The organism is Microvirga massiliensis (genome assembly GCF_001006805.1).
Taxonomy (GTDB): domain Bacteria; phylum Pseudomonadota; class Alphaproteobacteria; order Rhizobiales; family Beijerinckiaceae; genus Microvirga; species Microvirga massiliensis.
In genome coordinates this window covers 124,098-143,561 of sequence record NZ_LN811357.1, presented here as the reverse complement: position 1 = coordinate 143,561, position 19,464 = coordinate 124,098, and the positions used below count along the sequence as shown (strand labels likewise).

Below are 19,464 nucleotides of genomic sequence, written 5' to 3'. Positions count from 1 at the left end.
TTAGTGGCACGAAGCTGAAGTTGGCCGAACTTCCGCTTCTCAGTGCAATCCAGTCCTTCTCGGGGAACGAGAGTTTGCCCTCAAACGGGCGGGACAACCCAACCTCTCAGTGTCCGGTCGGCTCTGGCCAAGCTTTCTGGCATGAGCTTCGGCCATGCAAAGGCTCATATGACAGCCCTGACCTGAGCTCCGACGACCTCATTCACCGACCGTCCGCGCTGTCCTGATCACGGCCAATTCCGGCCGCCGCAGTCCGAGCATGCCTCTCGCCATCATTTCCATGGAGTCCGCCATCCCGATCGCTGGGGGCTGGGAAATACCGCGCCTGCCCTTCGTCACCGCGAGGGAGGCGCTGAGCCATGGCACAGCACTTTCGCCACTCGCCCGAGGTGCGCGACCTGACCATCACCGAGCTCTCCCGCATCCAGGACAGGACCGCCAAGAAGTGGTTCCGGCAGGCCCGCTGGCCTGAGACGGACGGCAAGCCCTACTGCCCGCAGTGCGGCACCCTGCGGTGCTATGAGATGTCCCGGGAGCGCTTCAAGTGCTCCGCCAAGGAGTGCAAGGCCGTCTTCACCCTCACGTTGGGCACGGCCTTCGCGTGGCGCAAGCTGCTGTTCAAGAAGATGCTTCTGGCGATCTGGTTCACAGCCAACTCGGTCAAGGGCAAGGCCGCCCTCCAGCTCTCGCGCGAGCTCGGCATCCAGTCCAAGACCGCCTGGGTGCTCCTGATAAAGCTCAGGGAGGTCGTGGCCTCCCGTCGGGAGGACATAGTCCTCGATGGCGAGGTCGAGATCGACGGCAAGTACGCGGGCGGGCACGTGCGGCCCGAGAACAGGGCCGAGGATCGCGTCGACCGCCGCCTGAAGGCGAACCGCAGCCGGATAAACCGCTGTGGTGTCAGCCGGAGAGCATCATGCTGTGAGACCGTTGCCTGAAGAGGCAACTTTCACGAGAGCCGGATGGTGACATGTACGACCCCCGGCTCGCGCGCCGTCCTGATCTCGAACTCGCTTTTCTCAAAGACCTTCAGCATTGCGCCATTCTCCGGCAGGACCTCGGCGACGAGTTCCTCGAGCCCGGCGCTGCGCGCGATGGATGCAAGATGACGCATCAGCGCCGCGCCAATCCCGAGCCCTTGGTGGTCGTCGTCCACGGCGAACGCCACCTCGGCACGGCCCGGCCGCAGCACGATGTAGCGTCCCCCTCCGACGATCGTCGGTCGTCCGCCTTCCTCGATCTGCGCGACCAGGGCTACGTGGTTCACCTGATCGACATTGGTGTAGAAAGCGATCTCCTGCTCCGTGAACCCACGTTTGGGAGCGAAAAAGCGGCGATAGAGAGACTGCTCGCCCGTCCGGCCGACGGCTGCAATCAGGCCGGCTCGGTCCTCGGGCCTGAGGGCGCGGATCTCGACCTGTCGGCCGTTGCGCAGCGTCTCGGTTACCGAGTAATCTTTTGCTTCCGGCATTCTGGCCTCTCCACTGGGCATGCGGGAGATTCGTCTTCCTGCGTTTCCGATTGCGCAATTTCGGAGAGCGCAGTATTTCCCTCCTCACCTGCCTCTTCGGGGCGACCATTCCTTTGTGTGAGAGGTCGGCCCAATTTGGCAGAACGAACCCAAAATTGATCCGCGCGCTGCGCCGTCCTCACCTCTCCCCTTGCGGGCTAGCGTGCGCACAAACCTATTTCGTCCTTAAAGATCAATGACTTAGCCATGCTGCGGTGAATGTATGGTCAGGTCTGCCGAGCCCCAGGCTCGGCAGGAGCGCGCCAAAAGAGGCATGCAATTCTATGGATTGCAGTAGGCGCTCGTTGGCACAGCAAATGACCTCTCTATTGCAGCGCAACATGTGTGCGCACAGTAGCCCCTTATGGGAGAGGTCGTCCCGAAGGAGCGGGTGAGAGGGGCAGCGCCGGCGCTCGCGAGCAATGGGCAGGGGTGGCAGCGCCACGTTCCAGAATTCGCTCCTAACGCCTCTTCCGGGCAGCTTCGTCTGCGTGTCGTGTGGTAATCGCAAGGAGCTTGGTCATCTCGGCGCCATAGTCCCGGATCATTTCCTGGGCCCAACGCATGTGAATCTCCATGACATCGGCGGGATTCCTGCAGCCGATCATCTCGCGCATGGCGTTGCTGTCCTTCGCGAGCCGGTTCGACATGAAATCGACCATCTCGCGCTGACATTCGCTCGTCGTGGAAAACCAAGCCGGCATGCCGTCCGTCAGCGCCCGCCCGTTCTCCGAAAGCGTTGTCTGATCCATCAAGCCGCGAACGGTGTCCATCATCGGTGCAGATTTCTGCGATGTCATCATCCATCCTCCTCGAAAGCTCATTCCTCCCTAAAACGAGAGCGTTGCCTTCACCTGCTGCAGGCGGCTCAGTGCAAAGTCGGCTTCTCGCCTGGCTTTATCGTCTCGCATGGCTTCGCGCATGGTCTCCAGCCGCACGATCTCCTCATCGAGGCGCTCGCGCGTGAGTTCCTCGGGCGGAAGCGTGCGCTCCGCGAGTACGGTGACACTGCTGCCGGTGATCTCGGCATACCCGCCGCGGATGAAGGCACGGTGCCCGTGTCCTTGGACGTCGGTCACCACGACGATACCGGGATTGAGCGTCGCCACCATGGGCTCGTGCCCTTGCATCACGGTCATGTCACCGGCCGTCCCGGGAAGCATCACGGCCCTGACGTCACCGGAGAACAGGATCCGCTCCGGCGAGATCAGATCGAAGTGGATGTCGGCCATGGGAGCGCCGCCGTTCCGTTGGCATCAGTGTCCGCTGAACACGAGGGTCTGGATGGGCATCACGAGCGCCTGTATCCGCAGGATCATGGCGTGCACGAGTGCAACCGCATCGACCGCGTGGAGAGCGAAACCCCGCACCGTGCCTACGTTACCTGAGGCGAGCAGCTCGTGGTTGCTGGTATAGGCGTTGGCGATGCAACTGCTGCCGGGCGTAACGCCATCGAGCCCGCCTTCGTAGAGAGGCTGGAGAAAAACGACGATGGTTCCCGGCCGCGCCACCTGCTGAGGGTCGATGAGTTGCTCGCCCCCGCGGAACTGGCCGGCGGCGATGAAGTCCTGCACCCCGGTCACGACCATCGGAATGACCGTCCAGGGCTTCGAGACACATGTGACCTCGGCCGCCATCCCGACCTTCATGACCTGTGCCTCGATTTGCCCGAAGCCGGCGATCAAGGTCTGTCGCCCGGCGCCCTCCGGGATCAGCACCCCGGCCGGGCGGAGCAGCGGATTGACGATGTCGCCGACCCGCAGCGCGAACTGTTCCACGCGCCCGCTCACGCCGGCCCGTGTGACGGTCTTATCGAGATCCACCTCGGCCTGGGCCAGCGCGGCTTCGGCACTGGCCTTTTCGGCTGGGAGGAGGGTGGAAACTCGTACCTCCGCCTGTTCTTTTGCGGCGGTAGCGGCATCGATCGAGCCTTGGCGGCCTTCCACCGCGACCTGGAGCTTCTCGATGTCCCGCGTGGCGACGGCGCCCGGATTGCGCCGATAGATCTCCCGCTTTGTCTCCAACTCGTCCACGGCCTGCTGATAGGCGCTCCTCGCCTCCTGGATCTTGCCTTCGGCCGCCGCGACATCGCTTCGCGCCGCCACCATCGCGGCCTCGACCTCGGCTATCTTGCGTCTGGCAGTCTCCACGGCCGCCTCCTGCCTCGAACTGTCGAGTCTGAAGATCGGCGCTCCTTGTTTAACTTCGTCGCTCAGACCGACAAAGATCTCCGCAACGCGTCCGTTGGTTTCGGGAACGATCGGAACGGTCCGGAAGAACGACGTCGTATTGCTCGTGGAGGGGTGATTGTAGAAGATCACGGTAATCAGCCCCACTGTGAGCATCAGGCAAGCAGTGATGCCCCACCGCAGCTCGAACCACACCGAGTAAAGCGTGATCTCCTTACCGAGCCGCTTTCCCTGGGCATAGCGACGGTAGAGATAATCCGGGAGTATCGTCAGAAGGGAGCAGAGCAGGAGCTCGAGCATGGATCAGCTCCTCGTGTTTGCCGGAACGAGCTCTGGTCTTGTTCGGCCCGTTGGTCGCGCCTCTTCGCGAGGTGCGGTGCCGGCGATGGTCTCGCCCTGGGTTTCGACCACGCCCTCGCGAGGCGTAACACCAGGGATGGTCTCGTCCGGCGTTTCGGCCGCGCCTCCTCCCGGCGGAATGCCGGCCATCTTCTCGAGGGAACCCGCCATCCTTCGGAGTGGATTCCCGAAGTCGGGGAGGTCGATCAGGGCGAGCAGCAGGCCAGCCACCCAGAAGATGTGCATGTGCGTGAAGAGGGCCAGCAGGCCGAGCACAGCAACGATCTCGAACTGCAGCTTGTGGGACTTGTGCGCAATCCGTTCGGGCAGCGTATGCAACCGGAGGAACAGGAGTCCGACCGCCAGCACGGCGGCAACCAGAAACACGGCTACGACCACCATGAGGATGTCGGTCTCGCCGGGCGCGGTAATGAACATCGGCAGATGGTGTGGTGCCGCAGGATTAAGTGACGCAGTCATACAGACTCTCCCGTCGAAGACACTGAGACGCTCTCAGGATTGGTCCTCGCACCAATCGTTCCAACCAGTTCGTGAGGTACCACGAGTTCAGCCTCGGTTGCGGCAAGCACTTGCTCAATCGTGATCCCATCCGCCGTCTCGAGCAAGGTCGCTTGCCCGTCCAGAAAGGCGATCACCGCAAGTTCCGTGACGACGAGATCGACCGGCCGATCAGAGGTGAGTGGCAGCGAGCATTCCCGGACGATCTTCGAGCGACCTTTGGCGCTGTGCTGCATGGCGACGATGACCCGCCTCGCACCGGCGACGAGATCCATGGCGCCGCCCATGCCCGGCACCATCTTGCCCGGAATCATCCAGTTCGCAAGGCGTCCGTGCTGGTCGACCTGGAGCCCGCCGAGGACCGTGAGATCGAGGTGGCCGCCTCGGATCAGGCCGAACGACATCGCACTGTCGAAGGTGGATGCGCCCGGCAGGGCGGTGACCGGCCGCCCACCGGCGTCGGTAAGCCACGGGAGCGCCATGCCCGGCTCGGGCACCGGGCCGGTCCCGATCAGGCCGTTTTCGGATTGGAAGAAGACATGCATCCCTTCGGGGACGAAGTTCGCGACGAGGGTCGGGATGCCGATTCCGAGATTGACCAGCATGCCGTCGCGCAGTTCGCGTGCAATGCGCCTGGCGATGAGGGTTTGCGCGTCCATGGGCTTTATGCTTTCGCGACGAGGTAATCGACGACCGGCGCAGGTGTCACGACGTGGTCCGGCGCGATGACGCCGATCGGAACGATGTTCTCCGCCTGGACGACCACGGTGCCCGCAGCCATCGCCATCAGGGGGTTGAAATTGCGCGCCGTGAGCGCGTAACTGAGATTGCCCAGATAATCGGCAATGAAGGCGTGCACGAGCGCGAAGTCGGCGCGCAGCGCGGTTTCGAGCAGGTAGTCGCGGCCATCCACCGCGATCTTGTGTTTTCCCTCCTCGACGACGGTGCCGACCCCGGTCGGGGTGAGGATACCCCCAAGTCCGAAGCCGCCGGCGCGGATGCGCTCCACGAGCGTGCCTTGCGGAACGAGATCCACCTGCAGATCGCCGGCGATCATCTGCTGCTGGGTTTCCGGGTTGAGCCCGATATGGCTCACGATCGCCCGGCGGAGGAGTTTGGCAGTCACGAGCTTGCCGATGCCGGTGCCGGGCGCAGCGGTATCGTTGGCGATGACGGTGAGATCGCCCTTGTTCTGCCGGACGAGTTCGTCGATCAGTGGCTCCGGCGTCCCGACGCCCATGAAGCCGCCGATCATCAGGCTCGCACCGGCCGGGATCAACGCGACTGCATCCTGGAGAGCAATCGTCTTCATCGCAAACCTCCTCACTGCGCCGTCCAGCCACCATCGACCGGAAGTGCGGCGCCGCGGATCTGTGCTGCCGCGTCGGAGCAGAGGAATACGGCCAGAGCGCCAATCTGCCCGGGCGTCACGAACTCGAGCGAAGGCTGCTTGTAGCCGAGCAGCTCCTGTGCTGCGGCCGCGATGCTGAGCGCCTCCCGTGCTGCGATGTCGTCGATCTGCTTTTGCACCCGATGTGTCAGCACCCAGCCTGGGCAGATCGCATTGCAGGTTATGCCTGTTGTCGCAGTCTCGAGCGCGACGACCTTCGTCAGGCCGATGAGACCATGCTTCGCCGCCACGCAAGCCGACTCGTGCACGGAGGCGACGAGCCCATGGGCGGAGGCGATGTTGATGATCCTTCCCCAGCCGCGACTTTCCATGTGCGGCAGGACCGCGCGTGTCGCATAAAACGCTGCTGAGAGATTGATGGCGATGATCGCGCCCCAGCGCTCGACCGGAAATCCGCGAACCGGCGCCGTGTGCTGGATACCGGCGTTATTGACGAGGATATCAACCCCGCCGAGATCCCGTGTCGCCTGCTCAATCATGCCGTCGATCTCGGCTGGCTTCAGCATGTCGGCGGCGCTGTAGGACACAAGCACGCCGTAGGACTCGGCCAGCGACTGGCGCACCCGTTCGATTTCGGCGCAGTCACCTAGCCCGTTCAACATAAGGTCGGCGCCGTGCATGGCGAGCACTTCGGCGATCCCGAGGCCGATCCCGCTGGTCGAACCGGTCACCACGGCAGACCTGCCCTTGAGCATTCCGGAGGCGAACGGCAGAGTCCGGGCGTTCTTGCAAACGGAAATGTTCACGGACGATCTCCCTCGGGATGACGGAAGAGGGCATGCCGCCTGCTTCCATGTCGCGGCCGATCAGACCCTCCGGCGTGCGTGGGCCCGGTTTCATCGGGGCGCCCCCAATCCTGGAAGAGGGTGTAGGCCACGGCGAGCAGGACCGGGCCGAGGAACACGCCGACGATCCCGAAGGTCAGGACGCCTCCGAGCACGCCCAGGAAGATCAGCACCATCGGCATCTTGATGCCGCGGCTGATCAGATATGGACGCAGCACGTTATCGAGACTGCCGACGAACAGGCCGTTCCATGCCATTACGAACACGGCCCATTCCGTGCGCCCTTGCGACATCAGCCAGAGGGAGGCAGGCAGCCAGAGAATTGCGAGGCCGAAGGGCACGAGCGTCAGGATCACGCCCAGGGCCGCGAGCACGACGGCGCCGGGAATGCCGGCCAACCAGAAGCTGAAGCCCAGCAGGACGCCTTGGACGAGGGCTGTGCCGAGGACCCCATTGACCACGCTCGTGATGGTCGCTCGTGCGGCCTGCAGTACCCGCCGCGCTCGCCAGCCGGCCAGCCTCGACATCGCCGACTCGAGGCGGCGCTCCACCAAGGCCCCGTCCCGATATAGGAAGAAGGCCAAGATGATGCCGAAGGCGACCTGAAGCGTTCCCGAGATCAGCGACGCACCCTGCTGTAGTGCCCATTCACGCAGCGGCTGCGCATAGGGCGCAAGTGTTGGTCCGAGTTCAGCCCCCTGCTGTGATACCTGGACCCAGACATGTTCGGCCTCAGCTCCGACCAGCGGCAGGCGCTGAAGCCAGTCGGGCGGAGGTAGGCCGCGTTCAACGGCAGAGTAGAAAGCTGCGTTGAGCCGCGCGACATCATCCGCCAGGTTCTCCCCGAGAGCGATGAGTGGGATCAGCAGGATTCCGGCGATGATCACGGTCATGAGCAGGGCGGCCGGGGTTCGGCGCCTGCCCAGCAACTGCTCGGTTCGTCGGTAGAGCGGCCAGGTAGACACGCAAAGAGTGACGGCGAGCAGGATGGCGTTCAGAAACGGCTTGAGGACGAGGATGCAACCGACCGCCAGGATGAGAAGCAGCGTGAGGCCGAGCGCCTTCTCGACATAGGATGTTTCCTGAGAGGTGGGCGGTTCCCGGACGTCGTCCAAGTCGGATGAATCCACTGAGCGCACGGTTCCCTCCGGGCGTCGCTGCAGTGGCCTTGTGGCCGCTGCAGCCTGGGCCGCCGTCAGCACCCGTTGCAGATGCTGCGCATGGCACGGTTCAACTTGCGATCCGCCTCCCGCATCTTTCGCTCGGTTTCCGATTGTCTCTTGCTCTCGGCGTCGGCAGGAGACTCCACTTGCTGAACCGACGACGGCGTCGGCTGACGGAGCTTCGACCGGTCGGGCATCGTGGTCTGCTGATCGGGCGCCTGGGCCCACGCTGCGCTCGACAGCAGAAGGGTGAGCGCTCCGAAACAAGCGCGCTGTTTCAAGCAGGTTAAGGGCATCGAGATCTCCCACTCACGCTGCGCATGCATCGAGGGGCAGCATGGGAATCGTCAAGCCATGATGCTGAGGCCGCCATCGACATAGGTCACTGTCCCGGTGAGCCGGCGCGCGAATGGTGTCGTGAGATAGGCGGCCGTAAGGCCGACGTCGTCGATATCGACAAGTTCGCCTATGGGCGCCCGCTCGAGGGCTTCGGTCAGAAGGACGTCGAAGTCCTTCAGGCCGGAAGCGGCACGGGTCTTCAGGGGACCCGGCGACACGGCATGCACTCTGATGTGCTTTTCGCCCAGCTCATAGGCGAGGTACCGGACGACGCTCTCCAGCGCTGCCTTCACGGGTCCCATCAGGTTGTAGTTCGGAACCACCTTGCTGGCGCCATGATAACTCATTGCCAGGAGTGTCCCGCCATGCGGCATCAGGGGTTCGGCGAGCCGCGCCATGCGGACGAAGGAATGGCAGGAGATGTCCATCGCCAGCTTGAATCCCTCGCCGAAGCTGTCGACGAGCCGCCCCTGCAGATCCTCTTTGGGAGCAAAAGCGATGGAATGGAGCGCGATGTCGAGGCTTCCCCAGGTCTCTCGAACCTGTTGGAAGACAGCTTCGAGTTCGCCGCTTTTTCCCACGTCACAGGGGGCGAAGATGGTTGCCCCGAGCTCTCGGGCGAGAGGCTCCACGTAAGGCCGGGGCTTTTCGTTCAGGTAGGTCACTGCGAGCTCTGCGCCGAGCTGGCGAAACACCTTGGCGCAGCCATAGGCAATGGAATGCTCGTTTGCGATTCCGAGCACGAACGCGCGCTTGCCGCGGAGAACCTTCGACTCGATCGCGACTTTGATCGTTTCGTCGGGCCGGTCATTCAAGAGTGTGGCCTCGTGCTTCGAATGTTGCGGGTGCGGCGGGCGACTTCCTGCTTGACGATCATCGCAGGGTGCTCCACGGGGCTCGCGGAGGTCTCTCCATCCGGAGCGAGGAGATGCCGGATCTTACCCAAAAGCGAGATCTGCTGCGGATTGATCTCGATCTCGCCCTCGAGGCGATCGAGCAGGTCGAGCGTCAAGCGCCTGTCCTCACGGGTTTTCAGGAGCTTCGGAAGCGCCGCGAGCGCCTTCTCGGGTTCGAGCTCGACGATGTAGGATTGCTCGCGGATGATCTCGCGCGCCAGATCTTCCGGCATGTCGAGAAGGCCGACATCTCTGCCGACGAGCTCGCGCACTCGCTTCATGGCCGAGAGCCGGCGCCGCCCGGTGCCGGCCTTCGCCAGCAGCAGTGCCGTCCGGACGATCGCCTGCGTCCGGTTGCCCTTCTCGATATGCGAGAGCGCTTCCTTGACGAGAGTGGCGCCTCTCGTATCGACGATATCCTCGGCATCCTTCTCTTCGCGGGTCGTGGCAAGGCCGGGGATGCTGTAAGTCCGGAAGAATGCCGTTTCCACCGAGGCGTCACGCAGGTCGCGATAGAGATCCCATGTGGCCGAGGTGACGGCGGCTGCCCAGCGCTCTCCCGTGGCGCACGGACCGTCGTTGTCACGCACTGTGCGGTTCGCCTTCGTGAACTCGGCCATGCTCTTGAGCGGCCACAGGAAGGGATTGAGATCCGACACGGCCCAGCGTTGTGCCCGCTGGGGATTGAAGGTTCTTGCGACCTTCGCAGCGGCCGGGGGGACTGCCGGCGCTAGGAACGGGTGGACGAAGGTCTCGTAAATCGACACGAGGGAATCGGAGACGGCCTCGACGGCCTGGAACGGCACCTCATCCTTCCGGCCGTATTTCTGCAGGATGTGCAGGTCCTCGACCCGGCGCTCGGTCAGCATCACATCGTAACGGACGCTTCCATTGGCGCGTTGCTCCTCGACCTGCATTCCATACAGGCCGGGAGGCAGATGTTCGATGTATTCGATCAAGTCGACGATCTGGGCGTGCTCGCGTTTCGCAACTTGGCCGGAAACAAAGATGCCGAGGTGACCGACACTCTTGTGCATCAGGCCAACGATGACCTGTCCATTCGCCTTGAGGGCTTCCGTGGTCGGGTAAAGGTCGGCCACCCAGTTGAAGGCCTGCTGGGGGGGCGTGATATTATCGCCGAGCGATGCGAACAGGATGATCGGTGAGCGGATTTCCCGCAGGTCAAAGGCGCGTCCTTCGGACCATTCGGCCTCGCCTGCCGCCAGATTGTTGCCGACGAAGAGGTTCTCGACGATCCACTTGATTTCCTGTCGGCCCATCAGGAAGAAGCCGCCCCACCAGCGTTCGAACTCCAGGTATCGCTCGGGCTCGGTGTCGATCTTCGAGAAGAGGTTGTAGTACTTGTCGAAATACGTGTTGGCCGGGTTCAGGTATTCGAAATTCTCGACGAGATACGCACCGTCGAACGTGCCGGCGCCGAGGTCGCTTGCCAGAAGCGCGGGCCAGACGCCCCCGAGCATGCCGCCGGCATAGCGCATCGGGTTCTCGCCGTCGTTGCCGGCCCAGTAGGACATCGGCGCCCCGTTGATCACGATCGGCCCCGGAAGTTCGGGATCGATGGCGCCGACGAGCATGGCTGCCCATCCACCCTGGCAATTCCCGATCACGACGGGCTTGCGGGTGTCCCGATGGCGTTCGCCAACGATGCGGAGGAACTCGGCCTCGGCGCGTGAGACATCCGCCAGTGTCTGCCCGGGAACGGGCTCGGGAAAGAAGATCACAAAATAGACCGGATGCCCGGCCTTGAGGGCAACCCCGACCTGCGAGTCTTGCTTGAAGCCGCCGATGCCGGGTCCGTGGCCGGCCCGCGGATCGATGATCACGAAGGGGCGGCGGCTCGGGTCGATCTCGGTGCCGGAGGGCGGGATGATCCGCACGAGCGCGTAGTTCGCCGGACGCTCGAACTTGCGGGCATCCGCAATCATCTCCCATTCGAAATCCAGCAGCGGCGGCTTGCCGGCCTTCTCGTGCTCGAGCCAGTTGTTTCCACGCTGGCGCAGCGTGTCCCAGAACAGGACGGAGCGCTGCGTGAAATCGAGCCAGTAGGAGCTCATGTCGCGCCAGAAATCGAAAGGCGTCGCCGGACGAGCCGGCGTCTCGAGCCATGCGGAGCTCGCGGCTTTCACCGCATCCATGTAGCGTTGGAATGCCTTCGAGCACCGGTCCTGATAGACCTGCGCGACTTTCGTCTGCACACGCGTGAAGTCGTTCAGGGCCGCATATGCGCCGTTCTGGCTTTCGTCAGCTGTAGGTTTGTTCTGCTGCATGGCCGTCGTCCACGAGGGCAGGTTGCGAATTGGAAGCTAGCGCTTGGTCTCGCCCCACTTGAGAAAGAAGCCGACATCGCCGGGCAGCCCGCCGGGCCACTCGACGATCATCGCGCTCAGCCGGAATCCGGCGGATCTGAGCTGGTCGCGCCATAATTCATAGGCTTGGCGCGGTCGGCCGGTCAGGGTCTCGGGCCAGTCCGGATCCGAGTTGTTGATCGCACGGCCTTTGTCCGTGCAGATCGAGGTCGGAAAGCGCATGACCATCAGTTCCGTCTGGCCGCGTTCCGCCGCCGAACGCAGCTTCGCCCGTAGTGATTGCACGATCTCTCGCAGCCGCTCGGGCGTGAGGTCGATCGGCTCGGCCAAACGCTTCGCCAAATCCTGGCGAGCCTTTTCGGCCCGGTCCAACCCCTCGACTTCTTTCGCGGCCCGCGCCATCTGCATCTCGGTCATGTAAGATCGCAGGTCGGCTGCCGACATGAACGTCTCATCGCCGAGTTCCTGCTCAGTCGCGGAAGCGCCCGATTTCGTTTTCGTCGTCTCCATCACATCGTCCTCCATGTTCTCACGATGCGAGCCGCGTCTGTGCTGCACTGAGCACGCTCCGCATCTGCCGCACAATCATCAGTTCCTCGTTGGTCGGGATGATCCAGGCCGTGGGTCCGGATCCGGTTGAGATCCGAGGGCCGCCGGAGAGGTTTGCGCGCTCGTCGAGCGCAAGGCCGGTCCATGGGAGGCGGGCCATCACCTCCACGCGAGTGGCTGCGTCGTTCTCGCCGATGCCGGCCGTGAAGACGAGACCGTCGATTCCGCCGAGCGCCGCGATCAGGGATCCGATCTCGCGCGTGATGCGGTAGACGAACAGCTCGATCGCACGCCTCGCATCCGCATCGACCACTGCCTTTGAGCGCAGGGTCCGCATGTCGTTCGATAGACCCGAGACACCGAGGAGGCCGGACTTGGTGTAGAGGATGCGTTCCGCTTCCTCTGGGCTGAGCTTCATCTCCCGCAGCATGTAGAAGACGACAGCCGGGTCGAGGGCACCACAGCGCGTGCCCATCGGGAGCCCGTCGAGGGCAGAGAATCCCATGGTCGTCGCGATGCTGGCGCCGCTCCTGAGGGCGCACAGGCTTGCACCGTTTCCGAGATGGGCGACGATGACGCGGCCGGACGCGAGGCGGGGATCGTAGTCTCCAAGGACCGATGCGATGTATTCGTAGGACAGGCCGTGAAAGCCGTAGCGCTGCACTCCGCGCTCCCGCATCTCGCGTGGAAGCGCAAACATCTGCGCGATCTCGGGCTGACTTCGATGGAACGCGGTATCGAAGCAGGCGACTTGCGGAATCCCCGGCAGCCGGCGGAGGGAAATCCGGATCGGCTCCAGGTTGTAGGGCTGGTGCAACGGCGCCAGCGGTACAAAGGTTTCGAGCTCCGCGAGAACGGCTTCGTCCGCCAGCACCGGTCCGGAATGGGCGGCACCACCATGAACCACGCGGTGTCCGATGGCCTTTAACTGACGACCATCCTGATGTTTGCGCAGCCATGAGACGAGATGCACCAGCGCTTCTTCATGGCCGAACTGTTCCGGACCCCACGACATTTCGTCCAGGATCGTTCCGCCACTATCTCTGGCGACGAAGTGCGGGGAGTTTCCCAAACCTTCGAAGAGGCCCTTGAAGATGAGCCGCGGCTCCGTGTCACCGGATTCCTCGAAGATCTGGAACTTGAGGCTCGACGATCCCGCATTGAGCGCGATGTAGACGGGCGTCATCGGTCAGACCTCCGTCGCCGTGAGCCGCGTACGCTTTGCATCGGCGACGAGCGAGGCGACGGCACAGGAGGCCAGGCGCGTGATCGTCGAGTCGGCGCGGCTCGTCAGGATGACCGGCACCCGGGCGCCGAGCACGATGCCGGCCGCATCGGCGTCAGCGAGAAAGCTCAGGCTCTTGGCGAGCATGTTGCCGGCCTCGAGATCCGGGACAACGAGAACATTCGCCTGGCCGGCAACCGGGGACTGGATGTTCTTGATCTTCGCAGCTCCGAGATCGATCGCGTTATCGAGCGCCAGTGGCCCGTCCAGGATTCCGCCTGTGATCTGTCCTCGATCAGCCATCTTGCAGAGCGCTGCGGCTTCGATGGTCGAGGGCACTTTCGGATTCACCGTCTCCATCGCCGACAGGATCGCGACCCGCACCGTGTCGATCCGCAAGGCGTGCGCGAGGTCGATGGCGTTCTGGACGATGTCGACCTTGTCCTCCAGAGTCGGAGCGATATTGACCGCCGCATCGGTGATGATGAGGGCAGTCTCGTGACTCGGCACGTCCATGACGAAGCAATGGCTGATCCGGCGAGCCGTCCGCAGGCCTCCTTCGCGGCGGACCACTGAGGCCATGAGCTCGTCGGTATGCAGGCTTCCCTTCATCAGCGCTTCGGCCTCGCCGGCCCTCACGAGATCGACAGCCTTCTCGGCCGCCGCGTGGCTGTGCGGTGCATCGACGACCCGGCAATTGGACAGGTCCTTGCCGAGAGCCTCGGCAACGGCTGCGATCTTTGCCTGCGGTCCGACCAGGATCGGCTCGATCAGATTGAGTTCGATGGCTTCGAAGACCGCACCCAGGGATGCAGCATCGCAGGGATGGGCGACCGCGACCTTCAACCTGGGCAGGGACTGGGCGGCTGCCACGAGCCGGTCGTATTTATCGTGCCGCCGCATCGGAGCGGACGGATTCTGGACTTGAATCGCCGCCGTCATGTTCACCTCCGGGCTCTGCTATCGGTGGCCGTTGCCTTCACCTCCCGGAAGGGCCGGGATCGAGAAGGAGGCAGACAAGAGAACTTGCACGCACTCCGGTCAATTCGTGCGGATAAGTATGCTAGTTTCGAATCCGCTGCTTGATCGGATGCGTCATTCTTTTGACAGTTTGGGACAGGCCGGTTTTCATTGAACGAGCCGGTCCGAATGTCGCACGAAACTCATCAATGATGATTGTAGTCGTGCACAGTGTTGCGAACAGAACTGTCGATTCCGCTTCGATCGTCTAATCGTGATGACTGAAACCGAATCTTCAGCGGCCGGTCGATCGAATTCGATCAAACATGCAGACTGCGGTTCATCCTCGCTTGACATGCCGCCAAGTGAGGGGGCAGCGCCTCAGTCAGAGGATCACTTCCTGCGTGCTGTCTTCCGAACATCGTTGCCGTCCTGCCCGGCGGGCTCGGAATTCAGGCAAAGCTTGACGACGTCCTCTTCCTCGTCGAGCATTGTCAGGCAGATCTCGATTTCCTCAATGCAGTCCGAAGGGCCGCCATAGCCTGCGCAAAGCTCCGCACTCTTCGCGCGGACGATATCCTTGATGAGGTAGACGAACTGTCCGGCGCCGTTCTGATTCTTCGGTCGCCGTACCGATCGAGCCGGCTTTTGAGGATTCCGTGATCGATCGACGGATGCTGCTGGGACAACGCTCGAAAGCGAGTCTTCCTGCGCTGTCTGTCCATCCTGCGCGAATGCCGGGACTGATGATATCGATGCCGCGGTGAGAATTCCAATGAGAGTTCGGCCGAGCGTGATCATGGTACCTCTGGATCAATCGATTTGCATGAAGAAGTCTGCCGATTCGTATGGGCTTGCTTTCAACGAGGGCACACGTCCCAGAAGCCTTGGGTCCGCTGCGGATTGGTGTAGTACCAGCAGGAGCCGGGAGCCGGCGCGCGCCCGGCATAGGTGGTGGCGGCTGCCGCAGTGACGAAGCCGAGTGCGGCGCCGGCGGCGATGGCGCCGCCTGGCCGCCACCAATAGGCCGCAGGCCGGGCCCATCCGCCATATCCATATCCGGGCCGCGCCGCGACCGGTGGCCGTCCGACGGCGACACCGCGCGCGCCACGGACAGCAGTGCCGCCATAGGGGCCGCGGGCGGCCGCGCCACCATAGGGGCCGCGGACTGCGGCTCCGCCGCGCGGGCCACGCGCAACCGCGCCTCCACGCGGGCCCCGGGCAGCCATTCCGCCCCGTGGGCCGCGGGCGACGCCACCGCGTGCCACCGTTTCGATAAGTGGCGGGGCAGCATCGATGAGCGGCGGGGGATGCAACAGCGGACTCGCCTCCAGCGGCGACCAAGCGCCCGGGCCGGTGGCGAGAACCAGCGTCAATCCGGCCACGGCCGATCCGAACTGGCAGCAGTCATACCAAGCCATGTGATCCTCCCTCGAGGCTGCTCAAATGACCGGAACACGAGCGATGACGGCGCCAACAACATTCAATGACAACTAATCATCTACCTGTATCCGGTCCACGACCCTTGTTTTCCGAACCCTTATTACCTCGACATACCGGGCTACGAACGGATGAACTCCTGAATAGCTAACTACCTTCCCCGGACGGCTGGTTCTTGACGAGGGTGAGAACCTGCCGTGCTGCTGCGGGCTCGGCGTCCTCGCGTCCCGCCACCTGCACGGTCGGGAACGCGAACCGGATTCCGTTTTCGTCGAAGGCTTTCTTGATGAGTGCGAAGGCCCGGCGCCGGATCATGAACTGCTCGCCCGGCCTCGTCATCATCTTCAGGCGCAGTTGAATCGCGAACTCGCCAAATTGCTCTACCCCTTGCATTTTCAGCGGCTCGATGATGTTGGGCGCAAATTCGGGATCCTGCGCTAGCTCCTTGCCGACCTGCTTGATGATCTTTTTCGCCTTGTCGAGATCGGTATCGTAGGTGACGCTGAGGGTCATCTTGTCGATCACCCAGTCGCGGCTCATGTTCTCCACCGCGCCCAATTGTCCGTATGGAACCGTAAAGAGATAGCCCCGGTGATGCCGCAGCTTCAGCGAGCGAAAGCCGAGTGACTCCACTGTTCCCTTGTAGCTGCCGCTCTGGATGTATTCGCCCACCCGGAAGGCATCGTCGAGCAAGTAGAAGATGCCGCTGATGATGTCTTTCACCAGCGTCTGCGAGCCGAACCCGACGGCGACGCCCACGACGCCCGCGCCGGCGATCAGGGGGCCAATCTCCACGCCGAGCGCGGAGAGCGCCATCAACACGGCCACTGTGGCCAAGACGACAAGGGCGGCATTGCGAAGGATCGGCAAGAGCGTTCGCAGCCGCGCCTGCCTCAAGGCTTCGTCGCTGCCTGGAGGAGCCGAGATCTGCGTTTGCAAGAGCCGTCGGTCGATCTGTGACTTCACGATCTGCCAGATCAGGTCTGCGATGAGCAGGATGACGACGCTGCTCAGTACCCCCCGAACCAGCCGCGTCAACAGCGTGTCGCGACTGGTCATCTCGACCAGGTCGATTTTCCAGGCATAAGCAAGAACGAGAGCAGCGCCGACGATCAGGAGGGCACGCAGACCTCGGTCCAGGTAGACGGCCCAAAGGTCATGATCGGATGCGGCTTCCGCCGCGTGTGCAGGACGGAGCAGGTGGCGGCTGGACGACTCGGTGATCGCAACCGCCCGCGGCAGCACGATCGCGAAGACCGCAAGCCAGAACAGGCCCACGAAGCCTGCGACCCACAGGACCCAGACCAGCGCGAAATAAACCGTCAGAAGCCAAGCCCTGAGCGCATGATGCCGATCCCGGCCATCCGGCTGTTCCTGCACGCCCGACGGAACGCCCGGCCATCGCCAGATGGTCTCGATGGCGATCACCAGCAGGCCTATTCCCAGCGTGTATGCAACCAGCTCGCGCGCCGCGGTCGAGAACTCGAGGTTGCGCATCACGCTGACCGTGGCCCATCCGAATGCGAACCATCCTACGAATAGCGCCAGGCGGCGGTACCAGAATTGGGCCGTCCCGGTGGGCATTGGAACGATACGGAACCGCTCGGGATCCTGATGCCCGACTGGCTTGGGCGCGAGCAGGAATCGGCCGGCCACCAGAGCGAGTCGCAGCATGAGCGCCGCAACCAGATAAGCGAGGACGACCTGTTTCAGATGCGGCGGCCAGTCGAAGACGAGAAACGCTCCGATGCTTCCGAGGGCGAAGATCGCCAGATGGGCGAACCCGATCGCGAAGCGTAACAGGATGGCGCGAACGCGTTCGGCGACTGTGTCCGTCGGCAGGGTCAAAATCCGCTGGAGGTGTGGCGCCGTGGCTCTGGCGCAGAGCCATTCCGTCCCTGCGCCGAGTGCGAGAAAGCCGAGGACGAGGAGGACGATACCGACGAAGCGCCGATGCTGAAGCTCCTGCGACAGCAGATCGGCTGCCCGTCCGATCTCCTGCGGCATGCGGGGCACCGCCGCAGCAAGCGATGCGAGATGGTCCCGCATCTGCGCAATCCGCATCGCCAGCCTGTCGGAAGCCGTTTCTTGCGGCTCGGTCCCGGCCGAGAGAGGCGCCGGCCGTCTTTGCTGCTCTACCCACCCACGAACCGAGGGATCATCCAGGAGCTTCAGAAACTCCTGGACCTGCGGGGGTGGGCTCGCAGCCGGCTCGGTCTGGCTGTGGGCTGATGGAATGCCCGCCAGCAACGAGGCCAGAAATATCGAGAGCCACAGTGCGATTGCCAGGGTGCCTGCGACATTCTTCGAGTGATGGACCATGCCCATTCGGGATCACGCCAGATTGCCGAGCGCGTTCGACTAGGGGCAACGATAGACGATCTGGCCGTAGGCATCCACGGCCTGGGTGCAACCAGGCGCCGCATAGTAATAGGCGCCGGCCGCCGCGGCTCCGGCGGCACCATAGGCGGCAGCCCTGCGGGTGGTCCGCCGCGCCACGCCGGCATAGCTCATGGGTGTTGCAGGACGTCCGACCCTTGCCTCCGCGCGGCTGGTCGGCCATCCGGATGAATCAGGCATGGCGCCGCTCCAGAAGAAGGCAGCACCGCCAGCCAAAAGCGCGAGCACGGCGACGGAGATTCGGCTCAGAATGCTCATTTCGTACCTCCGGAAACCACGCCGGGCGGGATTTCGTCGATGTCCTTGAGTGCGGTTATGGCAACTCCGCTCGCGCCGGCCGGCGGTTTGAACGCGAACGCGTCCGGCGCGGGAGTGGCCCCGGTCTTCCAGTCCTTGAGCCGCAAGGTGTATTGGGGCGCTGCGGCGACCGTCTTGCTTGTGATGACGTATTTGTGCGGCACCGGGTGCTCGCCCGCCTCGATCCAGATCTGCCAATCGGTGTCTTCGTTGCGGAAGGCGAGATGCTCGCATTCCACGCCGTCGACAACGCCACGACCGATGTGCTTGGCCTCGAGGACACCTGCGGCGAGTTCCTCATAAGGGTTGGACAGCAGGAGATCCGCACCCGGAAGATCGATCAGGAACTCGGTCCGGAGCCTGTCCACGATCTTGTCGAAGGAGCCGGAAATCGGAACCTGGGCGAACCTGTTGCCATCCTTGTCGTGGACGGTCAGGGTCGATCCATCAGACACGAGCTCGACATCCGCATAGCCGCCAATCCGGGTGATGCGGAACTTGTCCGGACGGCTAAGTGTCACGTCTCCCGAAGCACTGAACTGGATCTTCTCGATGCTCGGGGTGATTACCTCGATATCGGCGTCGTATTTCAACGACAGATTACCTTGGCCCTTCACATAATCGGACATGGCCTTCAGAAGACCTTGCGCCGAGTCGTCGCTCGCTCGAGCCGAAGGCGCGGCAGCGCCGCTGAGAGCCACGACGGCAAGAAGGCATTGCGCAGCTACCGTGAACCTGACGCGCGGACGTGAGCGGATCGTTCGATTCATTCTCCGTTCCTCCTTGCATCGTGCCGCGCCATCGATGGCGGAATGGCATACTGTACGTGGGCCCGGTCGCTGCGCTTGATCGGAGTGGACAATATCTTGACAGTTTGGGCCACGCTCATTGCAATGAACCTTGTGGCAGCGCATGGCTGTCGGGCAGCCTGAAATGGCTCGGATCGGTCGGACGAACCTGATCCAACGAGCAGAGCGTTGCGGTGTCACATGCGACTCCGCCGTGGCTCTCCAGAAGAGCCGCGCTGGTTGAACCGAAGCGAGCATGCGCGGAAAAGAAAGCAGAGAGCGATCTTTCTACCGTCGAGTCTCAACCGGTCAAATATTCGTCCCATG

General features: G+C 63.2%; 19 protein-coding genes. 1 reads left to right on the top strand and 18 read right to left on the bottom strand.

All coding sequences use genetic code 11. The features are described from left to right. The first annotated feature begins 359 nt into the window (after nt 1-359). Entirely contained in the window at nt 360-938 is a 579-nt protein-coding gene (locus tag BN1233_RS23105; RefSeq protein WP_052763890.1) for a transposase, read from the top strand. An 11-nt stretch (nt 939-949) separates the two neighbouring features. On the opposite strand, the gene BN1233_RS23100 is transcribed toward BN1233_RS23105, so the two are convergent. The 18 genes from BN1233_RS23100 to BN1233_RS23005 form a co-directional block, all read right to left on the bottom strand. Then, nucleotides 950-1,471 carry a GNAT family N-acetyltransferase gene (locus tag BN1233_RS23100; protein WP_046865982.1) on the bottom strand — a complete coding sequence of 174 codons (522 nt, stop codon included), beginning with the start codon at nt 1,469-1,471 and terminating at the stop codon, nt 950-952. A 500-nt stretch (nt 1,472-1,971) separates the two neighbouring features. Beyond that, nucleotides 1,972-2,313, bottom strand: coding sequence for a phasin family protein (locus BN1233_RS23095; RefSeq protein ID WP_046865981.1), 342 nt, complete (start codon nt 2,311-2,313; stop codon nt 1,972-1,974). Nucleotides 2,314-2,340: 27 nt separating this feature from the next. Further along, the gene (atpC, locus tag BN1233_RS23090; protein WP_046865980.1) at nt 2,341-2,742 is read right to left on the bottom strand and encodes an ATP synthase F1 subunit epsilon; all 402 of its coding nucleotides are present in this window, start codon (nt 2,740-2,742) and stop codon (nt 2,341-2,343) included. A gap of 24 nt (nt 2,743-2,766) precedes the next feature. Next, the gene (locus BN1233_RS23085; protein WP_046865979.1) at nt 2,767-3,999 is read right to left on the bottom strand and encodes an HlyD family secretion protein; all 1,233 of its coding nucleotides are present in this window, start codon (nt 3,997-3,999) and stop codon (nt 2,767-2,769) included. Nucleotides 4,000-4,002: 3 nt separating this feature from the next. Then, complete coding sequence (locus BN1233_RS23080; RefSeq protein WP_046865978.1) at nt 4,003-4,518, bottom strand: hypothetical protein; 516 nt, start codon at nt 4,516-4,518, stop codon at nt 4,003-4,005. Then, nucleotides 4,515-5,216, bottom strand: coding sequence for a 3-oxoacid CoA-transferase subunit B (locus BN1233_RS23075; protein ID WP_046865977.1), 702 nt, complete (start codon nt 5,214-5,216; stop codon nt 4,515-4,517). The genes BN1233_RS23080 and BN1233_RS23075 overlap by 4 nt, the downstream gene beginning before the upstream one ends. A gap of 5 nt (nt 5,217-5,221) precedes the next feature. Then, a complete protein-coding gene (locus BN1233_RS23070) occupies nt 5,222-5,869 on the bottom strand; it encodes a CoA transferase subunit A (protein WP_046865976.1) in 648 nt (215 codons plus the stop codon). Nucleotides 5,870-5,880: 11 nt separating this feature from the next. Further along, nucleotides 5,881-6,663, bottom strand: coding sequence for a 3-hydroxybutyrate dehydrogenase (locus tag BN1233_RS23065; protein ID WP_046866160.1), 783 nt, complete (start codon nt 6,661-6,663; stop codon nt 5,881-5,883). A 47-nt stretch (nt 6,664-6,710) separates the two neighbouring features. Beyond that, the gene (locus BN1233_RS23060; protein ID WP_082145604.1) at nt 6,711-7,892 is read right to left on the bottom strand and encodes an AI-2E family transporter; all 1,182 of its coding nucleotides are present in this window, start codon (nt 7,890-7,892) and stop codon (nt 6,711-6,713) included. Between the two features lie 371 nt (nt 7,893-8,263). Then, nucleotides 8,264-9,070, bottom strand: coding sequence for an enoyl-ACP reductase FabI (gene fabI, locus BN1233_RS23050; RefSeq protein WP_187144353.1), 807 nt, complete (start codon nt 9,068-9,070; stop codon nt 8,264-8,266). Continuing rightward, complete coding sequence (locus BN1233_RS23045; protein ID WP_048708361.1) at nt 9,067-11,439, bottom strand: DUF3141 domain-containing protein; 2,373 nt, start codon at nt 11,437-11,439, stop codon at nt 9,067-9,069. The genes fabI and BN1233_RS23045 overlap by 4 nt, the downstream gene beginning before the upstream one ends. Nucleotides 11,440-11,475: 36 nt before the next feature. Beyond that, on the bottom strand, nt 11,476-11,988 hold the full coding sequence (locus tag BN1233_RS23040; protein ID WP_046866156.1) for a hypothetical protein: 513 nt from the start codon (nt 11,986-11,988) through the stop codon (nt 11,476-11,478). A 19-nt stretch (nt 11,989-12,007) separates the two neighbouring features. After that, the gene (locus BN1233_RS23035; RefSeq protein ID WP_046865974.1) at nt 12,008-13,213 is read right to left on the bottom strand and encodes an acetate/propionate family kinase; all 1,206 of its coding nucleotides are present in this window, start codon (nt 13,211-13,213) and stop codon (nt 12,008-12,010) included. Nucleotides 13,214-13,216: 3 nt separating this feature from the next. Further along, entirely contained in the window at nt 13,217-14,194 is a 978-nt protein-coding gene (locus BN1233_RS23030; protein ID WP_046865973.1) for a phosphate acetyltransferase, read from the bottom strand. Between the two features lie 878 nt (nt 14,195-15,072). Then, complete coding sequence (locus BN1233_RS44245; protein WP_425311741.1) at nt 15,073-15,441, bottom strand: hypothetical protein; 369 nt, start codon at nt 15,439-15,441, stop codon at nt 15,073-15,075. Nucleotides 15,442-15,799: 358 nt separating this feature from the next. After that, nucleotides 15,800-17,974 (bottom strand): mechanosensitive ion channel family protein, encoded by a 2,175-nt coding sequence (locus tag BN1233_RS23015; RefSeq protein WP_082145630.1) that lies wholly within the window; start codon nt 17,972-17,974, stop codon nt 15,800-15,802. Nucleotides 17,975-18,013: 39 nt separating this feature from the next. Continuing rightward, on the bottom strand, nt 18,014-18,232 hold the full coding sequence (locus BN1233_RS23010; protein WP_244470759.1) for a hypothetical protein: 219 nt from the start codon (nt 18,230-18,232) through the stop codon (nt 18,014-18,016). Nucleotides 18,233-18,306: 74 nt separating this feature from the next. Next, nucleotides 18,307-19,119 (bottom strand): DUF2092 domain-containing protein, encoded by an 813-nt coding sequence (locus BN1233_RS23005; protein WP_046865970.1) that lies wholly within the window; start codon nt 19,117-19,119, stop codon nt 18,307-18,309. Between the last annotated feature and the right edge of the window lie 345 nt (nt 19,120-19,464).

Bases quoted from the DNA above. Each gene is read 5' to 3' on its own strand.
- BN1233_RS23105 (WP_052763890.1), top strand. From the start codon at position 360: ATGGCACAGCACTTTCGCCACTCGCCCGAGGTGCGCGACCTGACCATC.
- atpC (WP_046865980.1), bottom strand. From the start codon at position 2,742: ATGGCCGACATCCACTTCGATCTGATCTCGCCGGAGCGGATCCTGTTC.
- BN1233_RS23015 (WP_082145630.1), bottom strand. From the start codon at position 17,974: ATGGTCCATCACTCGAAGAATGTCGCAGGCACCCTGGCAATCGCACTG.
- BN1233_RS44245 (WP_425311741.1), bottom strand. From the start codon at position 15,441: ATGGCTGCCCGGGGCCCGCGTGGAGGCGCGGTTGCGCGTGGCCCGCGC.
- BN1233_RS23080 (WP_046865978.1), bottom strand. From the start codon at position 4,518: ATGACTGCGTCACTTAATCCTGCGGCACCACACCATCTGCCGATGTTC.
- BN1233_RS23040 (WP_046866156.1), bottom strand. From the start codon at position 11,988: ATGGAGACGACGAAAACGAAATCGGGCGCTTCCGCGACTGAGCAGGAA.
- BN1233_RS23075 (WP_046865977.1), bottom strand. From the start codon at position 5,216: ATGGACGCGCAAACCCTCATCGCCAGGCGCATTGCACGCGAACTGCGC.
- BN1233_RS23095 (WP_046865981.1), bottom strand. From the start codon at position 2,313: ATGATGACATCGCAGAAATCTGCACCGATGATGGACACCGTTCGCGGC.
- BN1233_RS23065 (WP_046866160.1), bottom strand. From the start codon at position 6,663: ATGCTCAAGGGCAGGTCTGCCGTGGTGACCGGTTCGACCAGCGGGATC.
- BN1233_RS23085 (WP_046865979.1), bottom strand. From the start codon at position 3,999: ATGCTCGAGCTCCTGCTCTGCTCCCTTCTGACGATACTCCCGGATTAT.
- BN1233_RS23100 (WP_046865982.1), bottom strand. From the start codon at position 1,471: ATGCCGGAAGCAAAAGATTACTCGGTAACCGAGACGCTGCGCAACGGC.
- BN1233_RS23010 (WP_244470759.1), bottom strand. From the start codon at position 18,232: ATGCCTGATTCATCCGGATGGCCGACCAGCCGCGCGGAGGCAAGGGTC.
- BN1233_RS23035 (WP_046865974.1), bottom strand. From the start codon at position 13,213: ATGACGCCCGTCTACATCGCGCTCAATGCGGGATCGTCGAGCCTCAAG.
- BN1233_RS23005 (WP_046865970.1), bottom strand. From the start codon at position 19,119: ATGAATCGAACGATCCGCTCACGTCCGCGCGTCAGGTTCACGGTAGCT.
- BN1233_RS23070 (WP_046865976.1), bottom strand. From the start codon at position 5,869: ATGAAGACGATTGCTCTCCAGGATGCAGTCGCGTTGATCCCGGCCGGT.
- BN1233_RS23030 (WP_046865973.1), bottom strand. From the start codon at position 14,194: ATGACGGCGGCGATTCAAGTCCAGAATCCGTCCGCTCCGATGCGGCGG.
- BN1233_RS23045 (WP_048708361.1), bottom strand. From the start codon at position 11,439: ATGCAGCAGAACAAACCTACAGCTGACGAAAGCCAGAACGGCGCATAT.